Here is a 22,326-nt window from a genome sequence, read left to right on the forward strand (position 1 = left end):
TCCGCGCCCTGGCTCGACGTGACGCGGCGGCAAGAGTTCCTGGCTCCTGGAGACGTGGCTCGCAGTGACAGTGGCGGGACCGCGCCGGATTCGCACCGGCTTCCTCTTCCATGCCGCCGTGTATGGCCTCGGCAGTCCACCACGGTGCGCGACACCCGTCAACTCCTCCCTGACCTGCGACGGGACAGTGTGCCGAGCCCCACATGACGCACGACACCACCGGTTGCCCGCGCTCCGGCGAGGGCCGGTCGAATAAGCCGGTCCCGACGCACCCGAAGTGCGCCGGGACCGGCTGGTGTTGTCTCAGGCCGAGGGGAACTCAGGCCACGATCATGTAGATGCCGTACGCCACGGCCGCCGCGCACAGCGCGAAGCAGGCGTACGCGCCCGCGCGCGCCAGAGCCACGGAGCCGCCCGTGCGTACGGAGCCGTCCGCGCCCTGAGCCACCGTCCCCGCGGTCTCCCCCTTGGCGAGGCCCACGATGCCGAGGGTGAACAGGCCCACGAGGCCGACCGTGGCCAGCAGGCTGACGCCGAAGACGGAACCGAGGGCCGCCCAGTCGATGTTCATGCGGTTCTTCCCTTACACCGAGGCGGTTCGCGTCGGCTCGCCGACGGGGCCCGCGGGGGCCTGGATGGTGGTGGAGAGGTCCTGGGCGGGCGTGCCGGCCGTGCTGGGCGGCGGGGAGACGGCCGCGACGGCGGTGGTCACGGCACCGGGCGTGGTCCCGGCGTCCGGTCCCGTTCCGTCCGTCCCGGTCCCGCCCGGTGTGACGTTGGTGTGGTCGACCGGGCGGCGGCGCGACGCGAACCAGATCGCGGCGGAGAACGCGACGAGCAGTACGGCGACGACCGCGACGCCCCAGGTGCCCTGTCCGGTCAGGAACTCCGCACCGGCGGCGACCAGACCGGCGGCGGGCAGCGTCAGGCACCAGGCGACGAACATCCGGGTGGCGGTGGACCAGCGGACCACCCCGCCCTTGCGCCCCAGGCCCGCGCCCATCACGGCGCCGGAGCAGGACTGGGTCGTGGAGAGCGAGAAGCCCAGGTGGGAAGAGGCCAGGATGACCGTCGCGGCGCTGGTCTGGGCGGCGAAGCCCTGCTGCGGCCGGAGGTCGGTGAGCCCGCTGCCCATGGTGCGGATGATGCGCCAGCCGCCCAGGTACGTACCGAGCGCGATCGCGATACCGGCGGAGACGATGACCCACAGCGGCGGGTTGGAGCCGGGGGCGAGCACGCCGCCGGTGACCAGCGCGAGGGTGATGACGCCCATGGTCTTCTGCGCGTCGTTGGTGCCGTGGGCGAGCGAGACGAGACCGGCGGAGGCGATCTGTCCGGCGCGGAAGCCCTTGGCGGTCGCCTTGTCGTCCGTACGACGGCCGATCCGGTAGGTCAGCCGGGTGGCGAGGAGCGCGGCGAGACCGGCGACGACCGGCGCGGCGAGCGCGGGGATCAGGACCTTCGTGATGACGACCCCGCCGTTGACCCCGGAGGTGCCGACGGACATCAGGGTGGCGCCGATGAGGCCGCCGAAGAGTGCGTGGGAGGAACTCGACGGCAGGCCGAGCAGCCAGGTGAAGAGGTTCCAGAGGATGGCGCCGACGAGCGCCGCGAAGATGACTTCCGTCTGTATGCCCTGTTCGTTGATGAGCCCGCCGGAGATCGTCTTGGCGACCTCCACGGACAGGAACGCGCCGACGAGATTCAGGACGGCCGACATGGCCACCGCTGTCTTGGGCTTCAGGGCGCCGGTCGAGATGGTCGTCGCCATCGCGTTGGCGGTGTCGTGGAAACCGTTCGTGAAATCGAACACGAGAGCTGTCACGATCACAATCGCGAGCAGCAGGGTGATGTGTTCCATTTACCCAGGCAATCGTTGGACGTCAGTGGCCTTGGTGAACGTAAGGAGTCAGGGTGAACGGAAGATGAACTGAGCGGGACTTCGGGGTGACCCTAATGGAGTGTCCTCGGCAGACCCGCGACCGCCGCCGGATCGAGCCCGACTGGCGCCGGGGGAGCGCTCGTTCGGCGCAGCCTGACAGGATTTCACCATGACGAATCAGCAGCGGCAGGAAGCAGTCGGACAGGCTTGGCGGGACCTGGTGGCCACGGCCGTCAGGACGGCGTCGGAAGGCCTCGTCGTCGGAACCTCGGGCAATGTCTCGGTACGGGTCGGGGACCTGGTCCTGGTCACACCGAGCGGGGTGCCGTACGAGCGGCTCGGCCCCGACGACGCGATAGCCGTCGACCTCGAAGGGCGGCAGGTCCTCGGCGAACTCACCCCCACCAGCGAACTGCCCATGCACCTCGCCGTCTACCGCGCCACCTCCGCGACCGCCGTGGTCCACACCCACGCGGTCCACGCCACCGCCGTCTCCACCCTCGTCCCCGAACTGCCCCTGATCCACTACATGTCGGCGGCCTTCGGCGGCGCCGTCCGGGTCGCTCCGTACGCCCTGTACGGCACGGACGAACTCGCTGACAACATGCTCCACGCCCTGCGCGACCGCACCGCAGTCCTGCTCCAGAACCACGGCACGGTCACCTACGGCGACACCCTCGACCAGGCCTACGACCGTACGGCCCAGCTGGAGTGGATGTGCCGTCTCTGGCTCACCGCCGGGGCCGTCCCCGGCCACACACCCACGCTCCTGTCCGAGGCCCAGGTGCGGGAGACCGGGGAGAAGCTGAAGGGCTACGGCCAGCGCGGCTGAGCGGCCGGTGCCCGGCCGGAGGCCGCCTGTCCTCGGGACGAGCCCGGCCGGGGACGCGAGCCGCCCCCGGCCGGGCTCGGGAGGCGAGCCGCCCCCGGCCGGGGGCCCTCCCTGCGGCCCCGGCATCCGGCTGCCCCGTACCCCAGTAGTCCCGTACCCCAGCGGTCCCGTACCCCAGCGGTCCCGTACCCCAGCGGTCCCGTACCCCCGCAACCCCGTGCACCAGTGGCTTCGTGCCGGGCCCGCCGCCGTACCCCGACGGCCCCCGTCCGCTGGCCGTCGCTAGTGGGCGTGGCGACACTGTGACAGTGCGCCCGGCTACAGCGACGGCAGCGGCCGTCTCCACAGTGCTCGGGGTCGGCGCGGCTGCGGTCGCGGCCGGCCGGTACGCCGGCGATGCCGCGCTCAAGGCACCGCCCGGACGGCCCCTGCCCAGCGACCCCCGTCTCACCGTGCACGCCACGGCCGCCGGACAGGTCACCCTGACCCGCAGCCTCGCGTCCCTGCGCCCCGGCACGTACGGCCTCGAAGGACCCGGCGTCCACGCGGTCGTCGGCCCCGTACTGGGCGGCGTCGAGCACGCCGCCCACACCGTCGTACGGCGGCTGGTACGGGTCGGTCACGGCAGCCTCGTCGCCGGCTCGCGCGTACGCCTCACCCCGAAGGTGCACAGCGGCGACCCCGCCACCGCGCTCGGCCTCGCCCACAAGGACGTGTGGATCCCGGGCGAACTCGGCTCCCTGCCCGCCTGGTTCGTGCCCGGAGCGCGCGACACCTGGGTGATCACCGTGCACGGCCTCGGCGCCACCCGCGAACACCCCATGAACATCATGGAGTTCCTGGCGGAACAGCAGATCCCCGTGCTCGACATCGCCTACCGGGGCGACCCCGGAGCCCTCCGGTCGCCGGACGGCCTCGGCCACCTCGGCGACTCGGAATGGCGCGACCTGGACGCGGCGATCCGGTACGCCGTCCGCTACGGCGCGCGGCGGGTGATCCTCCACGGCTGGTCCACCGGAGCCTCGATGGCCCTGTTCGCCTCCGCCGACTCGGCGCTCAGGGAGCGGATCTCCGGGCTGGTCCTCGACTCGCCGGTGCTGGACTGGGAGGCCACCCTGCGGGCGCTGGCCACCGCCCGCCGTATCCCCGGAGTCCTGCTCCCGCTCGCCGTCCGGGCGGCGCGGGGCAGGGCCGGTCTGGACGGCGACCGGCTGCGCAGGGCCGCCGGACGGGGCGCCCTGCGTGTCCCGACGCTGATCATCCATGGTCCCGACGACACCCTCGCGTCCTGGAACTCCTCCCGCGAACTAGCCGCGCGGGGACCGGGATTGATCAGCCTCCACACGGTGCCGCACGCCCCGCACGCCGCCATGTGGAACGCGGATCCCACCGGTTACGAAGAGACGCTCCGCCGCTTCCTCACCCCTCTCATGTAGCCCGTCTTCCCGCTCGGCACCTGTCGCCGGACCTCAGCCCTCAGCCCGCCGTACTCGGACCTCCGTCTGCCGCGCGATGCCCGGCAGGTGAACTCGCCGCGTCGGCGAAGACGCCCACGTCGCCCGGTGCGTCCGGTACGTCCGGTACGAGAGTGATCCCCTGCCCCGTGATCACCCGCGCCGGATGCCGCGCGGCCCCGCCCAGCAGGCAACTTCCTGTCCCTTCCGTACCCCCGCGTCCCGTTCGTAGCAGGGCTCCCGTCCGCCGGTCCGGTACCGAGGGAATGGGTTCCGTTTGGGCTTTCGGGCGGTCAGCGGGAAGACTGCCCCTGTGACGTCCCGAAAGCCTGATGAGCAATTGGCGCGCAACTCCAGACTCCGCCTCGTCCGGGCGCGACCGTTGACCACGGCCCGACGGGCTGTGACCGATGGCCGCAGCCGGCCGGCACCCCGTCCGCCGGAGGGCACTCCGCCTCCGGCGGAGCTGGCCCGCCAGGCGAGGGCGGTCCTCGCGGATGCGGTACGGATCGCCCGCTGGGCGGCCGGCGACCGGGACCCCGGAGCGGGTCCGCTCGCCGCGGCCGCCCAGGAACGGGCCGCCGCCGCGCTGGAGTTGACCCCGGACCAGGTGCGCGCGGGCTGGGACCGCGCCCGGCTGGCCGGCCTGGTCGAGCTGCACGGCGGCACCGTACGCCCCGGCTGGCGGCTCCAGGCCTGGGACCGCGACGACAGCGCCGTCCAGCGCGGCTGGGTCGCGCTCTTCGACGCCTGGTCGCTCGTCCACCCGGCCCCCGACGATGTCGCGGCGGCGACGGTCGCCGAGGTCGTCGAGGCCGTCCCCCAGGTGCTCTCCCTTCTTCAGCTCTCGGCCGGACCCGTGCTCGTACCGGCCCTGCTCGACCTGCTCCAGCAGCGGGTCGCCGAACTCCACGAGGAGCGCTGCGAGGTCCCCTACGGCCCTCAGCGGGCCCCCGCCGGGCCCGTGGCCCCGGAACCTCCCGTGGCCGACGCTCTCCTCCCTCCGCTCCTCGACTGGGCCCTGGAGGGCCTGGCCGCCGTCGGGGCCCTGACCCTGGGGGAGGGCCAGGCGACCCTCACCCCGCTCGGCAACTGGGCGGTGTGGGTCAAGCTGGAGCAGATCTGCGTCGCCGCCCAGAGCCCCGCCGGCAACATCGAGCAGTCCGCCCAGCACATGCTGCGCGGCTGCGCCGGCCTCACCCCCGGCCCGGCCCGTGCCGAATACCGCGCCTGGCTCGCCGCCCGCACGGTCGGCAGCGCCGTCACCGAACTGCTCGCCGTCGCCCGCGGTGAGGACGCGCTCCTGCGCGGACTCGCCTTCGAGGCGCTGCGGGTCGTCGGTGCCCCCGCCGAGGCCGAGGTCAGGGCGGCGGCGGACGACACCTCCCTGCGGCCCTACGCGCTGCTCTGGCTGGCGGAGTACGAGGGCGCCGACCCGGAGGACGCGTCCGAGGTCCTCACCCGGGAGGAGTCGACCTGGCTCTGGGTGGACACCGCGGCGGCCGTCGCCGACCACGGCGAGAGCGATCTGCTGGTCCGCCATCTCGACTCCGCCGTGCAGGGCAATGTGCCCGCCCTGCTCGACGAGGTCAGGGCCATCGGCCACCCCCGCACCGTCCAGGTCCTGGTCGCCCTGGCCGCCGCGCACCCGGATCCGGCCCTCGCCAAGGCCGTACGCCGGGCGGCCTTCCAGGTGCACACCGGAGGCGCCTGACCTCTGGGCGCCGGAGCGGCTGGGGCGGGAGCGGCTGTGACGGGGGAAGCTGTGACGGGGGCGGCCGACGCCCCGGTCGCCCCCTCAGCCGCCCGCGCCCCCGCGTACGTGCCCAAGGCCCGGCAGACGGCCGGAGCTCCGATCCTTCCGGTCATGCTGATCACCTCTTCGCGGATCTTCTCTTCGCGGATCTTCTCGGACTCGGCTTCGATCTGTGTGATCTGGATCTCAGTCTGGCACCCGCCACTGACAATCGGCCTCCGTTCCCCGGGCAGGGGCTCCGCGTGGCCGGGTCCTCGCGCCGCCGGTCGTCGCACCGCCCGTCGCCCGGCGGACCTCGCGGCAGCGCAGCCAAAGCAGTTGCGCGGCCCGGCTAGACTGGGCCGCATGGCATTTCTCCTTGTGCATTAGCCGGCGTCGAAGAATCTCCTCCGCCTGCCCTCTTCCGCCGCCCATACCGCCCTGGAGTTTTTCCGTGATCACCGCAACCGGCATCGAGCTGCGTGCCGGCGCCCGCATCCTCATCGAGTCCGCCTCGTTCCGTATCGCCAAGGGCGACCGCATCGGCCTCGTCGGCCGCAACGGAGCGGGCAAGACCACCCTCACCAAGTGCCTCGCGGGCGAAGGCGTCCCCGCGGCGGGCACCATCACCCGCTCCGGAGAAGTCGGTTATCTGCCGCAGGACCCGCGCACCGGCGACCTCGACGTCCTCGCCCGCGACCGCATCCTCTCGGCCCGCGACCTCGACTCCGTACTGAAGAAGATGCGGGAGAACGAGGACCGGATGGCGAACGGCCAGGGCGCCACCCGCGAGAAGGCGATGAAGAAGTACGAGCGCCTGGAGACGGAGTTCCTCACCAAGGGCGGATACGCCGCCGAGGCGGAGGCCGCCACCATCGCCGCCGCGCTCGGCCTGCCCGACCGGGTGCTCGGTCAGCCCCTCCATACGCTCTCCGGCGGTCAGCGCCGCCGGGTCGAGCTGGCGCGCATCCTCTTCTCGGACGCCGACACCCTGCTCCTCGACGAGCCCACCAACCACCTCGACGCGGACTCGATCGTCTGGCTGCGTGACTACCTCAAGACGTACCGCGGCGGCTTCATCGTCATCTCCCACGATGTCGAACTGGTCGAGACCGTCGTCAACAAGGTCTTCTACCTGGACGCCAACCGCTCGAACATCGACGTCTACAACATGGGCTGGAAGCTCTACCAGCAGCAGCGCGAGTCGGACGAGAAGCGCCGCAAGCGCGAGCGCGCCAACGCTGAGAAGAAGGCCGCGACGCTGAACTCCCAGGCCGACAAGATGCGGGCCAAGGCCACCAAGACCGTCGCCGCGCAGAACATGGCCCGCCGGGCCGAGCGGCTGCTGTCCGGTCTGGAGCAGGTGCGCCAGTCCGACAAGGTCGCCAAGCTCCGCTTCCCCGAGCCCGCGCCCTGCGGCAAGACCCCGCTGACCGCCGAGGGCCTGTCGAAGTCGTACGGCTCCCTGGAGATCTTCACCGATGTGGATCTCGCCGTCGACAAGGGCTCCAGGGTCGTCATCCTCGGCCTCAACGGCGCCGGCAAGACCACCCTGCTGCGCCTGCTGGCCGGGGTCGAGAAGCCGGACACCGGACAGGTGACCCCCGGCCACGGCCTCAAGCTCGGCTACTACGCGCAGGAGCACGAGACCCTCGACCCGGACCGTTCCGTCCTGGAGAACATGCGCTCCTCGGCGCCCGACCTGGATCTGGTCTCGGTCCGAAAGACGCTGGGGTCCTTCCTCTTCTCCGGGGACGATGTCGACAAGCCGGCCGGGGTGCTCTCCGGTGGTGAGAAGACCCGGCTCGCGCTGGCCACCCTGGTCGTCTCCTCCGCGAACGTCCTGCTGCTCGACGAGCCCACGAACAACCTGGACCCGGCCAGCCGCGAGGAGATCCTCGGCGCGCTGCGCACCTACAAGGGCGCGGTCATCCTCGTCACCCACGACGAGGGCGCGGTCCACGCGCTGGAGCCGGAGCGGATCATTCTGCTGCCCGACGGGGTCGAGGACCTGTGGGGTGCGGATTACGCGGACCTGGTCACGCTCGCCTGACCCCGGCGCCCGCCCGGGGCCGGTACCTGCCTGCCCCGCCCTCGCCCGGCATCCGCCCGGGGCCCGATGCCCGTCCGCCGACAGCCCACCGCCCGCCGAAACGGCCGGGCGGTGGGCTGTCGGTCGTGTGGGCCCGCGCGCTGCCCGGAGGGGGGGGCCGCGGAGGGCGGCGGTCCGGTGTGGACGCCGGTGTCGTGATCGACTCACGTGATCACTCACATGATCCACTGCGTATGGATCATTCGGCTCACGAGTGATCCATCATCTGAGTGAGGGTGTCTCGTACTGTCGGCGTGCCTCGCGACGGTTCGTTTCGTCCTGGCCATCATCCGCCCCGCCCACTTCGGCACGCCGCTGACCTGGCACTTCGCTCGGGGCTTCAGGAAGCGGCGCATATGACCGGCTCTGGAATCAGGGATTCCGGTAGTGCCGAAATCTTGAAGTCTGCCAAAGCTCGTCGTATCGACCTTGCCGAATGGGTGGCCAGGACGCCCGCGAGGGGTGATCATGGGAATTCCAGAGCGCACTTCCCATAGAGGAGGCACGGGTGGCCGAGACTCTGAAGAAGGGCAGCCGGGTAACCGGCGCCGCGCGTGACAAGCTCGCGGCAGACCTGAAGAAGAAGTACGACAACGGTGCGAGTATCCGGGCGCTGGCCGAGGAAACCGGCCGCTCCTATGGATTCGTTCACCGCATGCTCAGTGAGTCCGGAGTGACGCTGCGGGGACGTGGCGGAGCGACGCGAGGCAAGAAGGCCGCATCGGCCTGACTGCTGAGCACTTCTCCGCCCGGCCGCCGGTTCGGCCGGTGCCACCCGGGTCGTCGTACGACCGCCCAGGTGGTTACTGTGCAGTCACTTAGCTCGTAACGGCTGACTGCCCGAACCGGAGGCGCCCCATGACTTCGATCGCTCCAGTGCTCGACAAGGACGGCGTACGGCTCACCGTCGAGGACGCGGTTGCCACGGTGACCCTGACCAACCCGGACAAGCTCAACGTCCAGTCTCCCGCTCTGTGGCGGGCGTTGACGGAAGCCGGAAGGTCGCTGCCGGGCAGCGTGCGGGTCGTGTTGCTGCGCGCTGAAGGCAAGTCCTTCTCCGCGGGGCTCGACCGGCAGGCGTTCGCTCCCGAGGGCTTCGAAGGTGAGCCGTCGTTCCTGGATCTCGCGCGGGGCTCGGACGCCGAACTCGACGCGGCCATCGCCGAGTACCAGGACGGATTCGCCTGGCTGCGCCGTAGCGACATCGTGTCGATCGCGGCCGTCCAGGGGCATGCGATCGGGGCCGGATTCCAGCTCGCCCTCGCGTGCGACCTCCGGGTCGTCGCGTCCGACGTCCAGTTCGCCATGCGCGAGACGAGTCTCGGCCTGGTCCCCGACCTCACCGGCACGCACCCGCTGGTGGGGCTGCTGGGTTACGCCCGTGCGCTGGAGATCTGCGCCACGGGACGCTTCGTACTGGCCGGTGAGGCGGAGCGCACCGGGCTCGCCAACCTGGTGGTGCCCGCGGAGGAACTCGACGCCGCGGTCCTGGACCTCGCCGGCGCACTGCTGACCGCGCCGAGGGATGCGGTGATCGAGACCAAGGCGCTGCTCCAGGGTGCGCACGGCCGCTCCTTCGAGGACCAGCGCGCGGCGGAGCGCGCGGCGCAGGCACGCCGCCTGCGCGACCTGGCGGGCCTCGCCGACTGACACCGGCGGATACGCGCGGCTCCCCCCGCCCCGCCTCCTCAGGGCGCGTCGTCCACCGCCGTGACCAGTACGGTCACCGAAGGCGCGCCCGGCAGCTCCGCCATGAGTTTCCTCCGCACCGCCCGCGCGACATCCAGCGGGCGGTGACCGGCCGCCGTCGCCAGTTCCACCCGGACATGTTCCTGGGCGCACGCCGCCGTGCTGCCCAGGGGCCGCGTCAGGCGGGCCACGCCGGGGACCGCGGCCGCCAGGTGCGCCGATTCCTCTTCCCCGGCAGTGGACTTCGGGGTATCGGGCTCAGAGGTGATGGTTCCTACCCCGGCCGGCCCAGCGGGCGCCGGTGATTCATCCGGTGTGTCCAGCAGGCCCGTTACATGCAGGTCGATCTCCTCCACCCATAGCCCCAGCCGGTCCGTCGCGCAGGTGAACAGCGCCGCGCGCAGCAGTTCCGCCACGACGGGCAATGGTTCTCCCGGTACGGCCGTGAACTCGCCGTCGATACGGAGCGGGCCGGGCGGCAGCGCGCCGGGCGGCGGCGGTGGTGGTGCTGGCGTGGGCGGCTTCCCGTGCGCGGCCGGGTGAGCCGGACTGCCCGAATCTGCCCGACCGTTCGGACTGTTCGGACCGTTCGGGTCATCCGGACCGGTCGAGTCGGCCGGGGAGATCCGCAGGGTGCCGAGCACGGCTCCCGGCATCGCCGCCGTGTCCCGCCGCAGTTCCGTGACCGCCGCCCGTTCCGCCAGCCACGCGCCGTCCGTCGATCCGCCCAGCGGGAGCAGCCGGCCCAGGCCGAGCCGTTCCCGTACCGCCGCCGTCCAACCGTCGGTGCCGTACACAGTCGTCATTGGTCCAGCCTGCCGCATCCACGGCGCGAGACGGGGCAAGCGCACCTAATGTGGGCAAAGGAGCCCATCGCCGCCCGGAAAGGGATGAATGGCCATGACGGAGACCGGACCCCGCAATCAGTCAGTCTCTTCGAACAGGGACCTGTCGAGCGATGACGGGAGAAGGACCTCCGTCACCAAGCGTGGCGGTGGCGCCCCCGCCTCCCGTGGCCGTACCACCATCGCCGACGGCGTGGTGGAGAAGATCGCCGGCCTCGCGGCCCGGGATGTGCTCGGCGTACACGACATGGGCAGCGGGATCTCCCGCACCTTCGGCGCCGTACGGGACCGGGTTCCCGGTGGTACCAAGTCCGTCAGCCAGGGTGTGAAGGCCGAGGTGGGCGAGGTCCAGACGGCTCTCGACCTGGAGATCGTCGTCGATTACGGCGTCTCGATCATGGACGTGGCCGCGGCCGTCCGGGAGAACGTCATCGCCGCCGTCGAGCGGATGACGGGGCTGGAGGTCGTCGAGGTCAATATCGCGGTCAGTGACGTGAAGCTGCCCGACGAGGAAGACGACGAAGAGCCCGAGTCGCGGCTCCAGTAGCGGCCACGACCGGCCGGAGGAGCGGAAGAGGAGCGCACGATGAACATGGCGGTGGTCGGCCTGGTGGCCGGCATGGCGCTCGGATTCGCCGGATATTTCGGCGGCTTCGGTGCCTTTGTGCTGGTGGCCGCGCTGGGAGTGATCGGCTTTGTGGCCGGGCGGTTCCTCGACGGAGACCTGGAACCCGGTGACCTCTTCCGTAGTCGCGACCGCGACGACCGGCGGCGGTGACCTCGCGTGGCCGGTGACCGGCTGGCAGCCGGTGAGCGGGAGACGCGCGGTGAGCACGGGGCGGAAAGTCCGTGGGGGGCGGGAGACGAGCGTGCGGTGGGAGGTGAACGTATGGGCAGAGGGGCGCGGGTGGCCGCCGGTGAGCGCGGGGCGACCACGATCGCCGACCGGGTCGTCGCGAAGATCGCCGCACGGGCGGCATGGGAAGCGCTCGACGGAGTACCGGAGGGCGGCGCCCCACCCCACGCCACCGTCACGGTGCACCGCGACATCGCACACGTACGGGTCGGTGTCGAACTGGACTACCCCTCGGACATCGGTACGCAGTGCGGCGAGGTGCGTCGCCAAGTCGCCCAGCGAGTAAGGGCGTTGGCGGCTATGGAGGTGCCCGAGGTGCTGGTGCAGGTGGAACGGCTGCACTCCGTCCACTCCCGCGTCAAGGCCGGAGGGAGGGCCCGGTGAGCGACCCCTGGGCCGAAGGACCGGAAGGGACCGAGAGGCCGGAAGGGACCGAGGGAGCCGAGGAGGCCGAGGGGACGCGGCAGGGCGCGTATCCGGAGGTCGGCCGGTCGGACTCCGCCACGCGGTACGAACCCCGGCCGACGCCCGCTGATGAACCGGGCGAAGCGGCGGAAGCGAACGAACACGGCGGCAGGGCGGGCCGTTTCTGGTCGACGCGCCGGATCCCCGCGGCGCTGGCGGCCCTGGTCGTTCTCGGCGCCGCCGGTCTGCTGCTGTACGACGTCGCGGCGGTACGGGCGGGCCGCCCCGCGATGTACTGGCGCCGCGAGCTGGCCACCCAGCTGTCCCAACAGCCCCTCGACCAGACCTGGGTGCTGGTGGCCGCGGGCATCGCGATGGCTCTCGGCCTGTGGCTCCTCGTACTGGCCCTCACGCCCGGACTGCGCGGAGTGCTGCCCATGCGGCGGGACTCGACGCGGGTACGGGCCGGGCTCGACCGGCAGGCCGCCGCGCTGGCGCTGCGCGACCGGGCCATGGAGGTCTCCGGCGTACAGACCGCGCGCGTCAAGGTGAGCCGCTCCAGGGCGAAGGTGCGGGCCGACTCCCACTTCCGCGCGCTCGACGACGTACGGGACGACTTGGACGCGGCGCTCGGCACCGGCATCCGGGAGCTGGGCCTCGCGAAGCCGCCCAGGCTGACGGTGCACGTCCGCAGGCCCGTGAAGAAGGGATGACGGGATGGTCCGGCTGATCAACCGAGTGCTCCTGGCACTCATCGGTCTGGTGCTGCTCTGCGCGGGCGGTGTGGCGTTGGCCGTCGGCCTCGAGTGGCCGGTGCCGTCCTGGTGGCCGTACAGCGGATCGCACGACGTGCTGCTGAGCCGCGCGAACCGCCAGCGCTGGCGCGGTGAGGGGTGGTGGTGGCCGGTCGTCATCGCGGTCCTCGCGATTGTGGTCGTGCTGGCCCTGTGGTGGCTGTTCTCCCAGCTGCGCCGGGCCCGGACGGCCGAGGTGCTGGTCGACAGCCGTGACGGCGAGGGCGCGGTGCTGCGCGGCCGGGCGCTGGAAGGCGCGCTGGTGGACGACGCCGAGTCGCTGGACGGGGTGGCCCGCGCCCAGGCCCGCCTGACGGGCCGCCGTACGAACCCGGCGGCGCGCCTGCGTCTCCTCCTGGAACCCCACGCGGTGCCGACCGAGACGCTCAACCGGCTGACGGGCGAGGCGCTGGCGCACGCGCGCGAGTCGGCGGGACTGGGGGAGCTGCCGGCGGAGGTGCGGTTGCGGGCGGCGAAGCACAGGGCGGAACGGGTGAGCTGAGCCGGGCGGGTCCGGACCCGCCCGGCGGGCCGGGCGCCCGATGCCAGGCGCCCGGCGACCGAACATGCTTACCGCCGGGACAGCCCTCAGAAGCCGTGCCGCGCGCCGCCGTCCACCGGGATCATCAGGCCCGTCAGATACGACGCCGCCGGGGACAACAGGAACGCGGCCGTCTTGCCGAACTCCTCCGGAGTGCCGTACCGCCGTAGCGGGATACGGGACTCGTTGGCCGCCTTCGACGCGTCCGCGTCCCCCGACAGCGCGTCCAGTTCGCGGACCCGGTCCGTGTCGATCCGGGCCGGCAGCAGCCCCAGCACCCGGATACCGCGCGGGCCCAGGTCGTTCGCCAGGGACTTGGCGAAGCCCGCCAGGCCGGGGCGCAGGCCGTTGGAGATGGTCAGAGCCGGGACGGGTTCGTGGGCCGAGCCGGAGAGGACGAAGCCGATGACACCGCCCTCGTCCAGTTCCGCCGCCGCCTCGCGGGCCAGCCGTACCGCTCCCAGGAAGACCGACTCGAACGCCGACTGCCACTGCTCGTCCGTGTTGTCCGCCGCGAAGCCCGGCGGCGGGCCGCCGACGCTGATCAGGATGCCGTCGAAGCGGCCGAACCGCTCCCGGGCCTCGCCGATGAGGCGCTGTGCGGCCGCCGGGTCGGCGTTGTCGGCGGCCAGTCCGTGTGCGCCGGGGCCGATGGCCTCGGCGGCCTCGCCGATGCTCTTCTCGTCGCGGCCGCTGATGACGACCTTCGCGCCGTCCGAGGCCAGTGCCCGTGCCGCCGCGTTGCCCAGTCCCCGCGACGCACCGGTGACGACATAAACGCGGTCCTTCAGTCCAAGATCCATGCTCCTATCCTGCCGTGTGGGTTCCGGCGAGGGTCAACGCGGTCCCCACCAGTCCGATATGACTGAACGCCTGCGGGTAGTTGCCCAGCAGCCGCCGCGCCACCGGGTCGTACTCCTCGGCGAGCAACCCGACATCGTTGCGCAGCGCGAGCAGCCGCTCGAAGAGTTCCTTCGCCTCCAGCGTGCGTCCGGTCAGATGAAGGGCGTCGGCCAGCCAGAACGAGCAGACCAGAAACGTTCCCTCACTGCCCGGCAGCCCGTCCACGACCGACCCCGTCGTGCTGTAGCGACGTAGCAGGCCGTCGTGCCCCAGCTCCGCCCGTACCGCGTCGACCGTGCCGATGACGCGCGGATCGTCCGGCGGCAGGAAGCCGGACCGGGCGATCAGGAGCGTCGCCGCGTCCAGTTCGGCGGAGCCGTACGACTGGGTGAAGGTGTTCCGTTCCGGGTCGTACCCCTTCTCGCAGACCTCGCGGTGCACCTCGTCCCGCATCGCCCGCCACCGGTTCGCGTCGCCGCTGAGCGTCGGGTCGTCCTCCAGCGTCCGTACGGCCCGGTCGGCGGCCACCCACGCCATCACCTTGGAGTGCACGAAGTGCCGGCGCGGACCCCGCACCTCCCACAGGCCCTCGTCCGGTTCACGCCACTTCGACTCCAGGAAGCCCAGCAGGCTGAGCTGGAGACTCCAGGCGTGCGCCTTCGAGGGGAGGCCCGCCGTCCGGGCCACATGCAGGGAGTCGATGACCTCGCCGTACACATCGAGCTGGAGCTGGTCGACCGCGCTGTTGCCGGCCCGGACCGGCGAGGAGCCCGCGTACCCGCTCAGCCAGGGCAGTTCACTCTCCGGCAGCCGGCGCTCACCGGCCAGTCCGTACATGATCTGAAGGTCCGCCGGGTCCCCGGCGACCGCGCGCAGCAGCCAGTCGCGCCAGGCCGCCGCCTCCTCCAGATAGCCGGCGGACAGCAGCGCCCCCAGCACCAGGGTGGAATCGCGCAGCCAGCAGTAGCGGTAGTCCCAGTTGCGTACGCCGCCGATCTCCTCCGGCAGGGATGTGGTGGGCGCCGCGACGATCCCGCCGGTCGGGCCGTACGTGAGGGCCTTGAGCGTGATCAGGGAGCGCACGACGGCGTCGCGGTGCGGTCCTTCGTACCGGCAGCGCGCCGCCCACTTCTCCCAGTCCTCCAGACTGTGCTCCAGCGCCTCGTACGGATCGACCAGCGGCGGGCGCGGCTCGTGCGAGGGGTGCCAGGTGAGCACGAACGCGACCTTCTCGCCCTCGCCGACCGTGAACGACGAGCAGGTGCTGTAGTGCTGCCCCCACGTCTTGACCTGGGGCTCGCTGCGCAGCCAGACGGAGTCGGGTCCCGCGACCGCCAGCCGGTGGCCCTCCGCGCGCCGCATCCAGGGCACGACCGAACCGAAGTCGAAGCGCAGCCGCAGGGTGGCACTCATCTCCACCGTGCCGCTGACGCCCTCCACGATCCGGACGACGTCCGGGGCCACATCGCGCTGCGGCATGAAGTCGGTCACCTTGACGATGCCGGTCCGGGTCTCCCACACGGACTCCAGCACCAGCGAGTCACCCAGGTAGCCGCGCCGGGTGCAGTCGCCCGCTCCGGTGGGGGCGATCCGCCAGTGGCCGTTGTCCTCGTTGCCGAGCAGCGCGGCGAAGCACGCCGCCGAGTCGAAACGAGGAAGGCACAGCCAGTCGATGGAGCCGTTCCTGCCGACCAGAGCGGCGGTCTGGAGATCGCCGATGAGTGCGTAGTCCTCGATGCGTTGTGTCACGCCAGGCGTGTTCCCGCACGACAGGGCGGTTAAGCAGACCTCAGACGGTCGCGGGCGCGGGCTCCGGCTCGGAGCCGGAGCCCGGTCCGTCACCGGAGGCGCTCTTGCGCGCGGCGGCGTCGCGGTCCCGCTTCTCACGGCGTACGAGAATCACCCAGCCGACCGGCACCCCGGCGACGAACAGCCACCACTGAACGGCGTACGCCATGTGGGGGCCGATCGAGCTGTCGTCGGGGTCGGGGATCTGCTCGGGGGAGCCGCCGGACGGCACGGGAGACGTCAGCTCGATGTAGCCGCCGAGGAGGGTACGGTCCAGATTCCGCTGCTGCTGCCCGCTGTTGATCAGCATCACCTGGCGGTCCGGCAGATCCTTGAGGTCCCTGATGCCGCTGGCCGCCGATGTCTCGTCGGCCTTGAGCCGGCCGGTGACGGTGACCTCGCCCTTGGGGGCCGGCGGGACGTCCGGGAAGGCCGTCTGATCGCCGGTGGAGGGGGAGGGGACCCAGCCCCGGTTGACGATCAGCGCGCGGCCGTCGTTCAGGACGAGCGGGATCAGGACGTGATAGCCGACCTTGTCGTCGACGGAGGTCCGGCGGCGTACGACGACTTCGTGCGCGGGGTCGAACCGGCCGGTGGCCGTGACACGGCGCCAGTAGTCGGCGCGCGGGACGGTGTGTCCGGGGGAGGTCAGCTCGGTGACCGGGACGGGCTTCGCCTTGAGGTTGTCCGAGATCAGGGAGTTCTGGGCGACCCTGTGCTCGTGACGGTGAAGCTGCCAGAAACCCAGCTCGGTCATCACGGGGATGAGGACGAGGGCGAGGAGGGTGAGGATCACCCACTGCCGGGACAACAGGAAGCGGTACACGCCTGCGACGTTACCCGGCGGGTTACGGGCCCTGGACGGCGGGTGGCCTCGCGGTGGGGTCTCTGTGGTCCGTGGGGGCCCATGGGGTCTCGGCGGTCCATGAGGCCTCCGTGGTCCGTGTGGTCCGCCCGGCCTCTGCCGTCCGCACGGTCCGTGTGGTCCGCACGGTCTGTGTGGTCCGCACGGTCTGTGTGGTCCGCACAGTCTGTGTGGTCCGTACGATCTGTGTGGTCCGCACGGTCCGGGTGGTCCGTGCGGTCCGTGACTCCGTCTCCGTGTCACCTCGGCCCCTGCCGTCACCTCAGACCCTGTCGACGATGCCCGCTCTGCCTTCGGCGCGGGCGCAGTGGGCGCCGCAGAACCAGTGCCCGTCGGCCTCGACACCCTGGCCGATGATCTGGACCCGGCAGTGTTCACAGATGGGCGCCAGACGGTGGATGGCGCAGGAGAAGCAGTCGAAGACATGCACCACTCCCTGCGCGTGCACCTCGAAAGACATCCCGTAGTCGTTTCCGCAGACCTCGCAACGTGCCATGCGCCACAGAGTGGGACGCCGGGCAGCGGTACGCGAGCGGGCCGGTGGCGAGTCGCGCGCCAATCACCCGTCTGCGGGCCGGGCACTGAGCGCGGGCCGGACACCGCGGCAGATCGGTCGGCACACGACAGGCCCGTCGGCACCCGGTCAGGTCAGTCGGAGCCTCGCGCGGGTGTCACGTCCCGCAGCAACTGTGTGAAGGCCGCCTCGTCCAGCACAGGCGTACCGAACGACGCGGCCTTGACCGTCTTGGACGTCGAGGATTCCGGGTCGTTGGTCACCAGCAGACTGGTCAGCCGCGACACGCTCGTCGCGACGTGCAGTCCCGCCTCGACCGCCCGGTCCTCCAGCAGCTCGCGGTCGACGGACGTGTCGCCCGAGAACGCCACCCGCATCCCCTGCACCAGCGTCCCGCCCGGCACGTACCGGCCCGGGTTCGGATAGGGACAGGCCGGCCGCTTGCGCGAGGGCCGCCAGCTGCCCTGCTGACGGTACGACGGCTGATAACCGACCCGGGGCCGGGCGGGGGCGTCGGACCATTCCGTGAGCGGCCGGCATTCGAGGAGCGGGAGCCGTACGCCGTCCTTGGCCGCAGCGTGCAGACTCGGGCGGAAGGCCTCGGCCAGCACGCGCGCGTCGTCCAGCGCGTGGTGCGCGCGCTGCTGTACGACGCCGAAGTGCGCGGCGAGCGACTCCAGTTTGTGGTTGGGCAGGGGCAGGCCCAGCTCCTTCGAGAGCGCGATCGTGCACAGCCGCTGCCGGGTGGGCGCGGTACGTTCCGCGCGTGCGTACTCCCGGGCGATCATCGACCAGTCGAAGATGGCGTTGTGCGCCACGAGCACCCGCCCGTCGAGCCGCTCGGCCAACTCACCGGCGACCTCGGGGAAGAGCGGCGCGCTCTCCAGCACCTCGCTCGTCAGCCCGTGGATCCACACGGGGCCCGGATCGCGCTCCGGATTGACCACCGTGTACCAGTGGTCCTCGACATCGCCCTGAGCGTCCAGACGATAGACGGCGGCAGACACTATCCGGTCGTCGCGGGCGAGTCCGGTGGTCTCCACGTCGACGACCGCGTACCCCTGAGGATAGGCGGCCGGCCACGTCGCTGCGGTCGTCTGGGCAGTCGTCTGGTCGTCGAGCATGGTCACAGAGAATACGGGCCGCGACTGACAGCGCCATCGCCCGGTCCTTCACCCGGTCGGCCGTGACCGCCGAGGCCGGTGCGTGAGCCGTCGTTCCGTCAGGGCCGTTACGGAGTTGGTGAACAGCCGCTCCGCCCATGCCCGATGGGTCCACCGGACGGGGGAGTGCTTACGACCGCGTTGACGCCGGGGTGTGGTGGACGGGCCGTGAGACCCTCGCCGGGTGACTGACTCCACTCACGACGAGCCGCACGGTGAATCCCTGGGCACCCGCCTCAACTGGCTGCGCGCGGCGGTCCTCGGCGCCAACGACGGGATCGTCTCGACCGCGGGCATCGTGGTCGGTGTGGCGGGAGCCACCGACTCGCGCGGCGCCCTGCTCACGGCGGGCCTCGCCGGGCTGCTGGCCGGATCGATGTCGATGGCGGCGGGCGAGTACGTATCGGTATCCACGCAGCGCGACTCGGAGAAGGCCGCGCTGGACCTGGAACGGCGCGAGCTGCGCGAGCAGCCGAAGGCCGAACTCGACGAGCTGGCCGACATGTTGGCGGAACGCGGCCTCTCGCAGGAGGTCGCCCGCGAGGCGGCCGAACAGCTCACGAACCGGGACGCGCTGCGCGCCCACGCGCGCGTGGAGCTGGGCATCGACCCCGACTCCCTCACCAACCCGTGGCACGCGGCGGGCGCCAGCTTCCTCGCCTTCACCGTGGGCGCGCTGCTGCCGCTGCTCGCGATCGTGCTGCCACCGGCGTCGTCCCGGCTGGTGGTGACGGTGCTCTCGGTGCTGGTGGCACTGGCCCTGACGGGCTGGGGGAGCGCCAGGCTCGGCTCGGCGGCGGTACGGCCGGCGGTGCTGCGGAACGTGGGCGGCGGAGCGGTCGCGATGGGCGTGACGTACGCGGCGGGGGCGTTGTTGGGGGCGGCGGGGGTCTGATCAGATGCGGATGATCCGGCCGGGCGGGAAGTGCTCCTCTCCGGTGACCGGTGTGTCGTCCCCCAGAAGCTTGATGGTGACGTTCTCCAGGTCGGCCAGCGGACTCAGGTCGAGAGGATGTTCCGACGAGGAGCACGAGAGGAGGCGCAGAGTGGTGAGGGCGGGCAGGTCGCGCAGAGGGGCGAGTCCACCGGGTACGTCACAGTCCCACAGGACGAGCTGTCGCAACTCCGTCAGATGACCGATCTGCCTCAGGTCGAGTGAATCCTGCTGCTGGAGGCTCAGCGAGGCCAGGTTGTTCAGGGACGGGCTCTCGGCGAGCTGACCGATCTGGGTCGAGCCGGAGAGGGAAAGTCTCGTGAGCCGTGGCCAGCGCTCGATGCCTTCCAGGCTCACGTAACTGGTGTGGCGCAAGAGGCCGAGCTCGGTGAGCTGCGGGCCGATCGGCAGTTCGCTCACGCTCTCCATGAGCAATGGGTAGGCGAACAGGGCGTGTCGGAGATCGGGCATATCACGCAGCGCATCCAACGACAGGTCGTGATGCATGTTGTACAGGCTGAGTCTCGTGAGTCCAGGTCGAGCCAGGTCGACCAACTCCCGTACGGCGGGGCAGCGGTTGAAGGACAACTCCGAGAGCCCCGGAAGGGACACGAGGGCCGAGAGGTCGGTCAGCGCCTCGTTGTCCTGGAGATAGAGCCAGTCCGGGTTCTCCAGGGCGAGGAGGGGCCCGAGATCGCTGTGATCGCCGCTCACATGCACACGACGGGCCTGGGGGACGTGCCGCAGGGCCCGAAGCTGCTCCGAAGTCCGCACGTACAGAGGGGAGTCGGTCCAGGTCTGGGCGGACAGGACAGCCTCGGCGTACGCCTCACTGTCGAACGACCCCCATGCCCGTGACACCTCGAAAGCGACGTGCGAGCGAGAGTCCTCCCGAAACCTGGAGATCACCTCGAACGCCGCATCCCCCTCGATGAGCGCCGCCGTCCGCACCACCGCGGCTGCCGTCCCCTCATCCAACCCCTCGGGCCCCGGAAGGAGTTCGAGCACCAGCTCTCCCGCCTTCGCCAGTGCATCCGCGTCCCGCGTGTCGTGCGGCGGCAGCAGTTCCGCCGTCCGCGCCTCCACCTCCGCCCGTACCGCCGGGTCCAGTTCCGGAGCGTGCTCCAGGCAGGCCGCCGCCAGCAGCACCAGCCGGTGGCGCAGGCGCGGTGCGCGGTCCGCGCGGCGCAGCAACTTCCGCAGCAGCCCTCCCCGTTCGTCCACGCGGGCGTGGCCCACCGCCATCCGTACGACGTCGTCCCACTGGTCGTCGTGCGCGTTGCGCACCAGCACGCCGAAGTCCCGTGCCTCGACCGCCGCCTTCGCTCCCAGGTAGTCCTGGAAGGTCCGGTGCACGAAGTCGACCGCGCCCGCCATCGGTTCGCGCAGCAGGCCGCTGCGGATCAGCAGGTGGGTGAAGACCTGGTCGGCGTCCCCCTGGACCTGGGGCATCGCGGCCAGCCACTCGCCCACCATCTCCACGGCCTCGTCCCGGGCCGCCTCCACCTGCCCGTTGCGGATCAGCCAGTACGCCAGCCGTTGGAGCAGGGCCGTCTGCTCGTCGCGGGTCAGGGTGACGCCCTCGACGGCCAGGATCTCCCGCTCGGTGTCCCGCCGTACGAGCAGCATGTCCAGGGCCGCGTCGTACAACTCCTTCCGGGCGCGGGGCAGTTGCATCCGGCGGTCGCGGTTCAGGGCGCACAGCAGCGCGCACATCAGCGGGTTGGTCGCCAGCCTGCCCAGGTCCCGGCGCGTGGTCACCGCGTGGAGGAGCGACTTCTCGTACGTGTCGAGCTGCGCCCGCTCGGTGTCCGAGAGGCATTCGAGCCGCGCCGAGCCGTGCCAGTGCTCGACGAACGACCTGATGTCGTCCCGCTCCATCGGCAGGAGCGAGTGCGTCACGAAGCCCAGCCCGGACAGCCAGTCCTGCGGTACCGCCGACGGACGGGTCGTCACCACGCAGCGCACCCTCGGGAAAGCCGCGACCAGGGATTTCAGCCAGGCCTCCGTACGGGCCCGCAACCGCGTCGGGACCTCGTCCACCCCGTCGACCAGCAGCAGCGCCCGGCCCTCCGTCAGCAGGCTCTCCGCCCATCCGGCCGACGGTGACAGCGGCACTCCGGCCGCCCGCAGGAAGTCCTCGGGCATCGGCAGCGTCCCCGACGCCGTGAACGCCCGCAGGCGTAGGACGAACGGTACGCACCGGTTCCAGTCCGCCAGTTCGGGTACGAAGCCGCGCCGGGCGGCCGTCAGCGCCAGCCACTGCACCAGCGTGCTCTTGCCCGAGCCGGCGGGGCCGCGTAACAGCAGCCGGTCCGCCCCGGCCAGCGCCTGTTCGGTGGTGAGCGTGGTCGGACCGGCGTGCCGCAGGGCCGGTCCTCCCGGGTCACCGCTCACCGCCAGGCTGATGTACGCCGTGTCCAGCGGCAACTCCCGCCCCGACCGGCCCAGCGTCAGGCCGAACAGCTCCAGCCGCCCGTGCGTCGCGGCCACGTACTGCGCATACCGCCGCTCGAAATCGAGCGCCGCCGACTCCGGGCGCGGGCCCAGCCGGTCCCGTACGTCCTCGACCACTTCCCTCGTCCGGCCCGCCGCCCGTGTCTGTTCCACCGCAGCCCGCGCCGCGAACGAGGGGTGGGCCGTGAGCTGCTCCACCAGATGCGCGCAGCAGAGCGCGAGGAGTTCCCCGTACAGCCGGAGCCCCTCTTCGCTCAGCCCCGCCGCCGGGGCCCGGACCTCCCGCAGCCTCTCGCACAGCCGCTCCGGGACCAGATCCACCGCGAACAGCAACTCCGCGTCGAGCGGGCCCGCCGCCGCGAAGGTGGCCTGTACGGAATCGACGGCCGCCAGCCGCTCGTGCTCGGGCAGGGAGGCGTACGCGTCGGAGAGGCGCCGGCCCAGGACCTTCGCCAGCCGGTCCGGGGAGGCCGGGCGGGGCAGGGGCCGGACCGGGGAGCTGACCAGGGCCGCGCCCGGTCCGGGGGTCAGCGGGGTCAGCAGGGACTTGGCGAGCGCGCCCGCGACCGTGCCCGCGAGCCGGGCGAGCACCACTTCGAGACCCTGCACGACCGCTTTCCCCCATCGTTCCGCGCAT

General features: G+C 71.7%; 21 protein-coding genes and 1 riboswitch. Of the genes, 12 read left to right on the top strand and 9 right to left on the bottom strand.

Translation table 11 applies throughout. The features are described 5' to 3' along the window. Positions 1 to 10: 10 nt before the first annotated feature. Positions 11 to 156, bottom strand: a riboswitch (cobalamin riboswitch). Between the two features lie 163 nt (positions 157 to 319). Together ACIOJD_RS12225 and ACIOJD_RS12230 are read right to left on the bottom strand one after the other, a co-directional pair. Continuing rightward, positions 320 to 571 carry a hypothetical protein gene (locus tag ACIOJD_RS12225; RefSeq protein WP_401911457.1) on the bottom strand — a complete coding sequence of 84 codons (252 nt, stop codon included), beginning with the start codon at positions 569 to 571 and terminating at the stop codon, positions 320 to 322. 12 nt (positions 572 to 583) lie between these two features. Then, a complete protein-coding gene (locus ACIOJD_RS12230; RefSeq protein ID WP_401911459.1) occupies positions 584 to 1,861 on the bottom strand; it encodes an anion permease in 1,278 nt (425 codons plus the stop codon). A 190-nt stretch (positions 1,862 to 2,051) separates the two neighbouring features. On the opposite strand from ACIOJD_RS12230, the gene ACIOJD_RS12235 reads away from it, so the two are divergent. The 6 genes from ACIOJD_RS12235 to ACIOJD_RS12260 all read left to right on the top strand — a co-directional run bounded on the left by ACIOJD_RS12235 (position 2,052) and on the right by ACIOJD_RS12260 (position 9,645). Continuing rightward, the gene (locus ACIOJD_RS12235; protein ID WP_401911461.1) at positions 2,052 to 2,714 is read left to right on the top strand and encodes a class II aldolase/adducin family protein; all 663 of its coding nucleotides are present in this window, start codon (positions 2,052 to 2,054) and stop codon (positions 2,712 to 2,714) included. A 308-nt stretch (positions 2,715 to 3,022) separates the two neighbouring features. Continuing rightward, positions 3,023 to 4,150, top strand: coding sequence for an alpha/beta hydrolase (locus ACIOJD_RS12240; protein WP_401911464.1), 1,128 nt, complete (start codon positions 3,023 to 3,025; stop codon positions 4,148 to 4,150). Between the two features lie 331 nt (positions 4,151 to 4,481). Continuing rightward, on the top strand, positions 4,482 to 5,882 hold the full coding sequence (locus ACIOJD_RS12245; protein WP_401911467.1) for a hypothetical protein: 1,401 nt from the start codon (positions 4,482 to 4,484) through the stop codon (positions 5,880 to 5,882). A 475-nt stretch (positions 5,883 to 6,357) separates the two neighbouring features. Then, positions 6,358 to 7,956 (top strand): ribosomal protection-like ABC-F family protein, encoded by a 1,599-nt coding sequence (abc-f, locus tag ACIOJD_RS12250; protein WP_401886037.1) that lies wholly within the window; start codon positions 6,358 to 6,360, stop codon positions 7,954 to 7,956. Positions 7,957 to 8,503: 547 nt separating this feature from the next. Further along, positions 8,504 to 8,725 carry a helix-turn-helix domain-containing protein gene (locus tag ACIOJD_RS12255; protein WP_030753304.1) on the top strand — a complete coding sequence of 74 codons (222 nt, stop codon included), beginning with the start codon at positions 8,504 to 8,506 and terminating at the stop codon, positions 8,723 to 8,725. A gap of 128 nt (positions 8,726 to 8,853) precedes the next feature. Then, positions 8,854 to 9,645 carry an enoyl-CoA hydratase/isomerase family protein gene (locus ACIOJD_RS12260; RefSeq protein WP_401911471.1) on the top strand — a complete coding sequence of 264 codons (792 nt, stop codon included), beginning with the start codon at positions 8,854 to 8,856 and terminating at the stop codon, positions 9,643 to 9,645. Positions 9,646 to 9,683: 38 nt separating this feature from the next. On the opposite strand, the gene ACIOJD_RS12265 is transcribed toward ACIOJD_RS12260, so the two are convergent. Further along, on the bottom strand, positions 9,684 to 10,490 hold the full coding sequence (locus ACIOJD_RS12265; RefSeq protein ID WP_401911474.1) for a hypothetical protein: 807 nt from the start codon (positions 10,488 to 10,490) through the stop codon (positions 9,684 to 9,686). Positions 10,491 to 10,584: 94 nt separating this feature from the next. Between ACIOJD_RS12265 and ACIOJD_RS12270 the strand changes: the two genes are divergently transcribed. The 5 genes from ACIOJD_RS12270 (at position 10,585) to amaP (ending at position 13,086) form a co-directional block, all read left to right on the top strand. After that, a complete protein-coding gene (locus tag ACIOJD_RS12270) occupies positions 10,585 to 11,076 on the top strand; it encodes an Asp23/Gls24 family envelope stress response protein (protein WP_401911477.1) in 492 nt (163 codons plus the stop codon). A 39-nt stretch (positions 11,077 to 11,115) separates the two neighbouring features. Beyond that, positions 11,116 to 11,307, top strand: coding sequence for a hypothetical protein (locus ACIOJD_RS12275; protein ID WP_401911479.1), 192 nt, complete (start codon positions 11,116 to 11,118; stop codon positions 11,305 to 11,307). 111 nt (positions 11,308 to 11,418) lie between these two features. Beyond that, on the top strand, positions 11,419 to 11,769 hold the full coding sequence (locus ACIOJD_RS12280) for a hypothetical protein (protein ID WP_401911480.1): 351 nt from the start codon (positions 11,419 to 11,421) through the stop codon (positions 11,767 to 11,769). Next, complete coding sequence (locus ACIOJD_RS12285) at positions 11,766 to 12,503, top strand: DUF6286 domain-containing protein (protein ID WP_401911483.1); 738 nt, start codon at positions 11,766 to 11,768, stop codon at positions 12,501 to 12,503. The genes ACIOJD_RS12280 and ACIOJD_RS12285 overlap by 4 nt, the downstream gene beginning before the upstream one ends. A gap of 4 nt (positions 12,504 to 12,507) precedes the next feature. Beyond that, complete coding sequence (amaP, locus tag ACIOJD_RS12290) at positions 12,508 to 13,086, top strand: alkaline shock response membrane anchor protein AmaP (RefSeq protein ID WP_401911485.1); 579 nt, start codon at positions 12,508 to 12,510, stop codon at positions 13,084 to 13,086. A gap of 86 nt (positions 13,087 to 13,172) precedes the next feature. On the opposite strand, the gene ACIOJD_RS12295 is transcribed toward amaP, so the two are convergent. The 5 genes from ACIOJD_RS12295 to ACIOJD_RS12315 all read right to left on the bottom strand — a co-directional run bounded on the left by ACIOJD_RS12295 (position 13,173) and on the right by ACIOJD_RS12315 (position 18,265). Then, a complete protein-coding gene (locus ACIOJD_RS12295) occupies positions 13,173 to 13,928 on the bottom strand; it encodes an SDR family oxidoreductase (RefSeq protein ID WP_401911487.1) in 756 nt (251 codons plus the stop codon). Between the two features lie 4 nt (positions 13,929 to 13,932). Next, the gene (locus ACIOJD_RS12300; protein ID WP_401911489.1) at positions 13,933 to 15,717 is read right to left on the bottom strand and encodes a glycoside hydrolase family 15 protein; all 1,785 of its coding nucleotides are present in this window, start codon (positions 15,715 to 15,717) and stop codon (positions 13,933 to 13,935) included. 40 nt (positions 15,718 to 15,757) lie between these two features. Continuing rightward, on the bottom strand, positions 15,758 to 16,582 hold the full coding sequence (locus ACIOJD_RS12305; RefSeq protein ID WP_401911492.1) for an SURF1 family protein: 825 nt from the start codon (positions 16,580 to 16,582) through the stop codon (positions 15,758 to 15,760). Positions 16,583 to 16,883: 301 nt separating this feature from the next. After that, complete coding sequence (locus ACIOJD_RS12310) at positions 16,884 to 17,117, bottom strand: hypothetical protein (protein ID WP_401911494.1); 234 nt, start codon at positions 17,115 to 17,117, stop codon at positions 16,884 to 16,886. Between the two features lie 152 nt (positions 17,118 to 17,269). After that, positions 17,270 to 18,265: a DEDDh family exonuclease gene (locus ACIOJD_RS12315; protein WP_401911497.1), complete on the bottom strand. Its 996-nt coding sequence runs from the start codon at positions 18,263 to 18,265 to the stop codon at positions 17,270 to 17,272. 217 nt (positions 18,266 to 18,482) lie between these two features. On the opposite strand from ACIOJD_RS12315, the gene ACIOJD_RS12320 reads away from it, so the two are divergent. Beyond that, the gene (locus ACIOJD_RS12320) at positions 18,483 to 19,193 is read left to right on the top strand and encodes a VIT family protein (protein WP_401911499.1); all 711 of its coding nucleotides are present in this window, start codon (positions 18,483 to 18,485) and stop codon (positions 19,191 to 19,193) included. Here ACIOJD_RS12320 and ACIOJD_RS12325 read toward each other — a convergent pair whose 3' ends face one another. After that, positions 19,194 to 22,298, bottom strand: coding sequence for an NACHT domain-containing protein (locus ACIOJD_RS12325; RefSeq protein ID WP_401911501.1), 3,105 nt, complete (start codon positions 22,296 to 22,298; stop codon positions 19,194 to 19,196). Between the last annotated feature and the right edge of the window lie 28 nt (positions 22,299 to 22,326).

The sequence above is a fragment of the Streptomyces sp. NPDC088116 genome (assembly GCF_044741745.1).
In the GTDB taxonomy this organism is placed as follows: Bacteria; Actinomycetota; Actinomycetes; order Streptomycetales; family Streptomycetaceae; genus Streptomyces.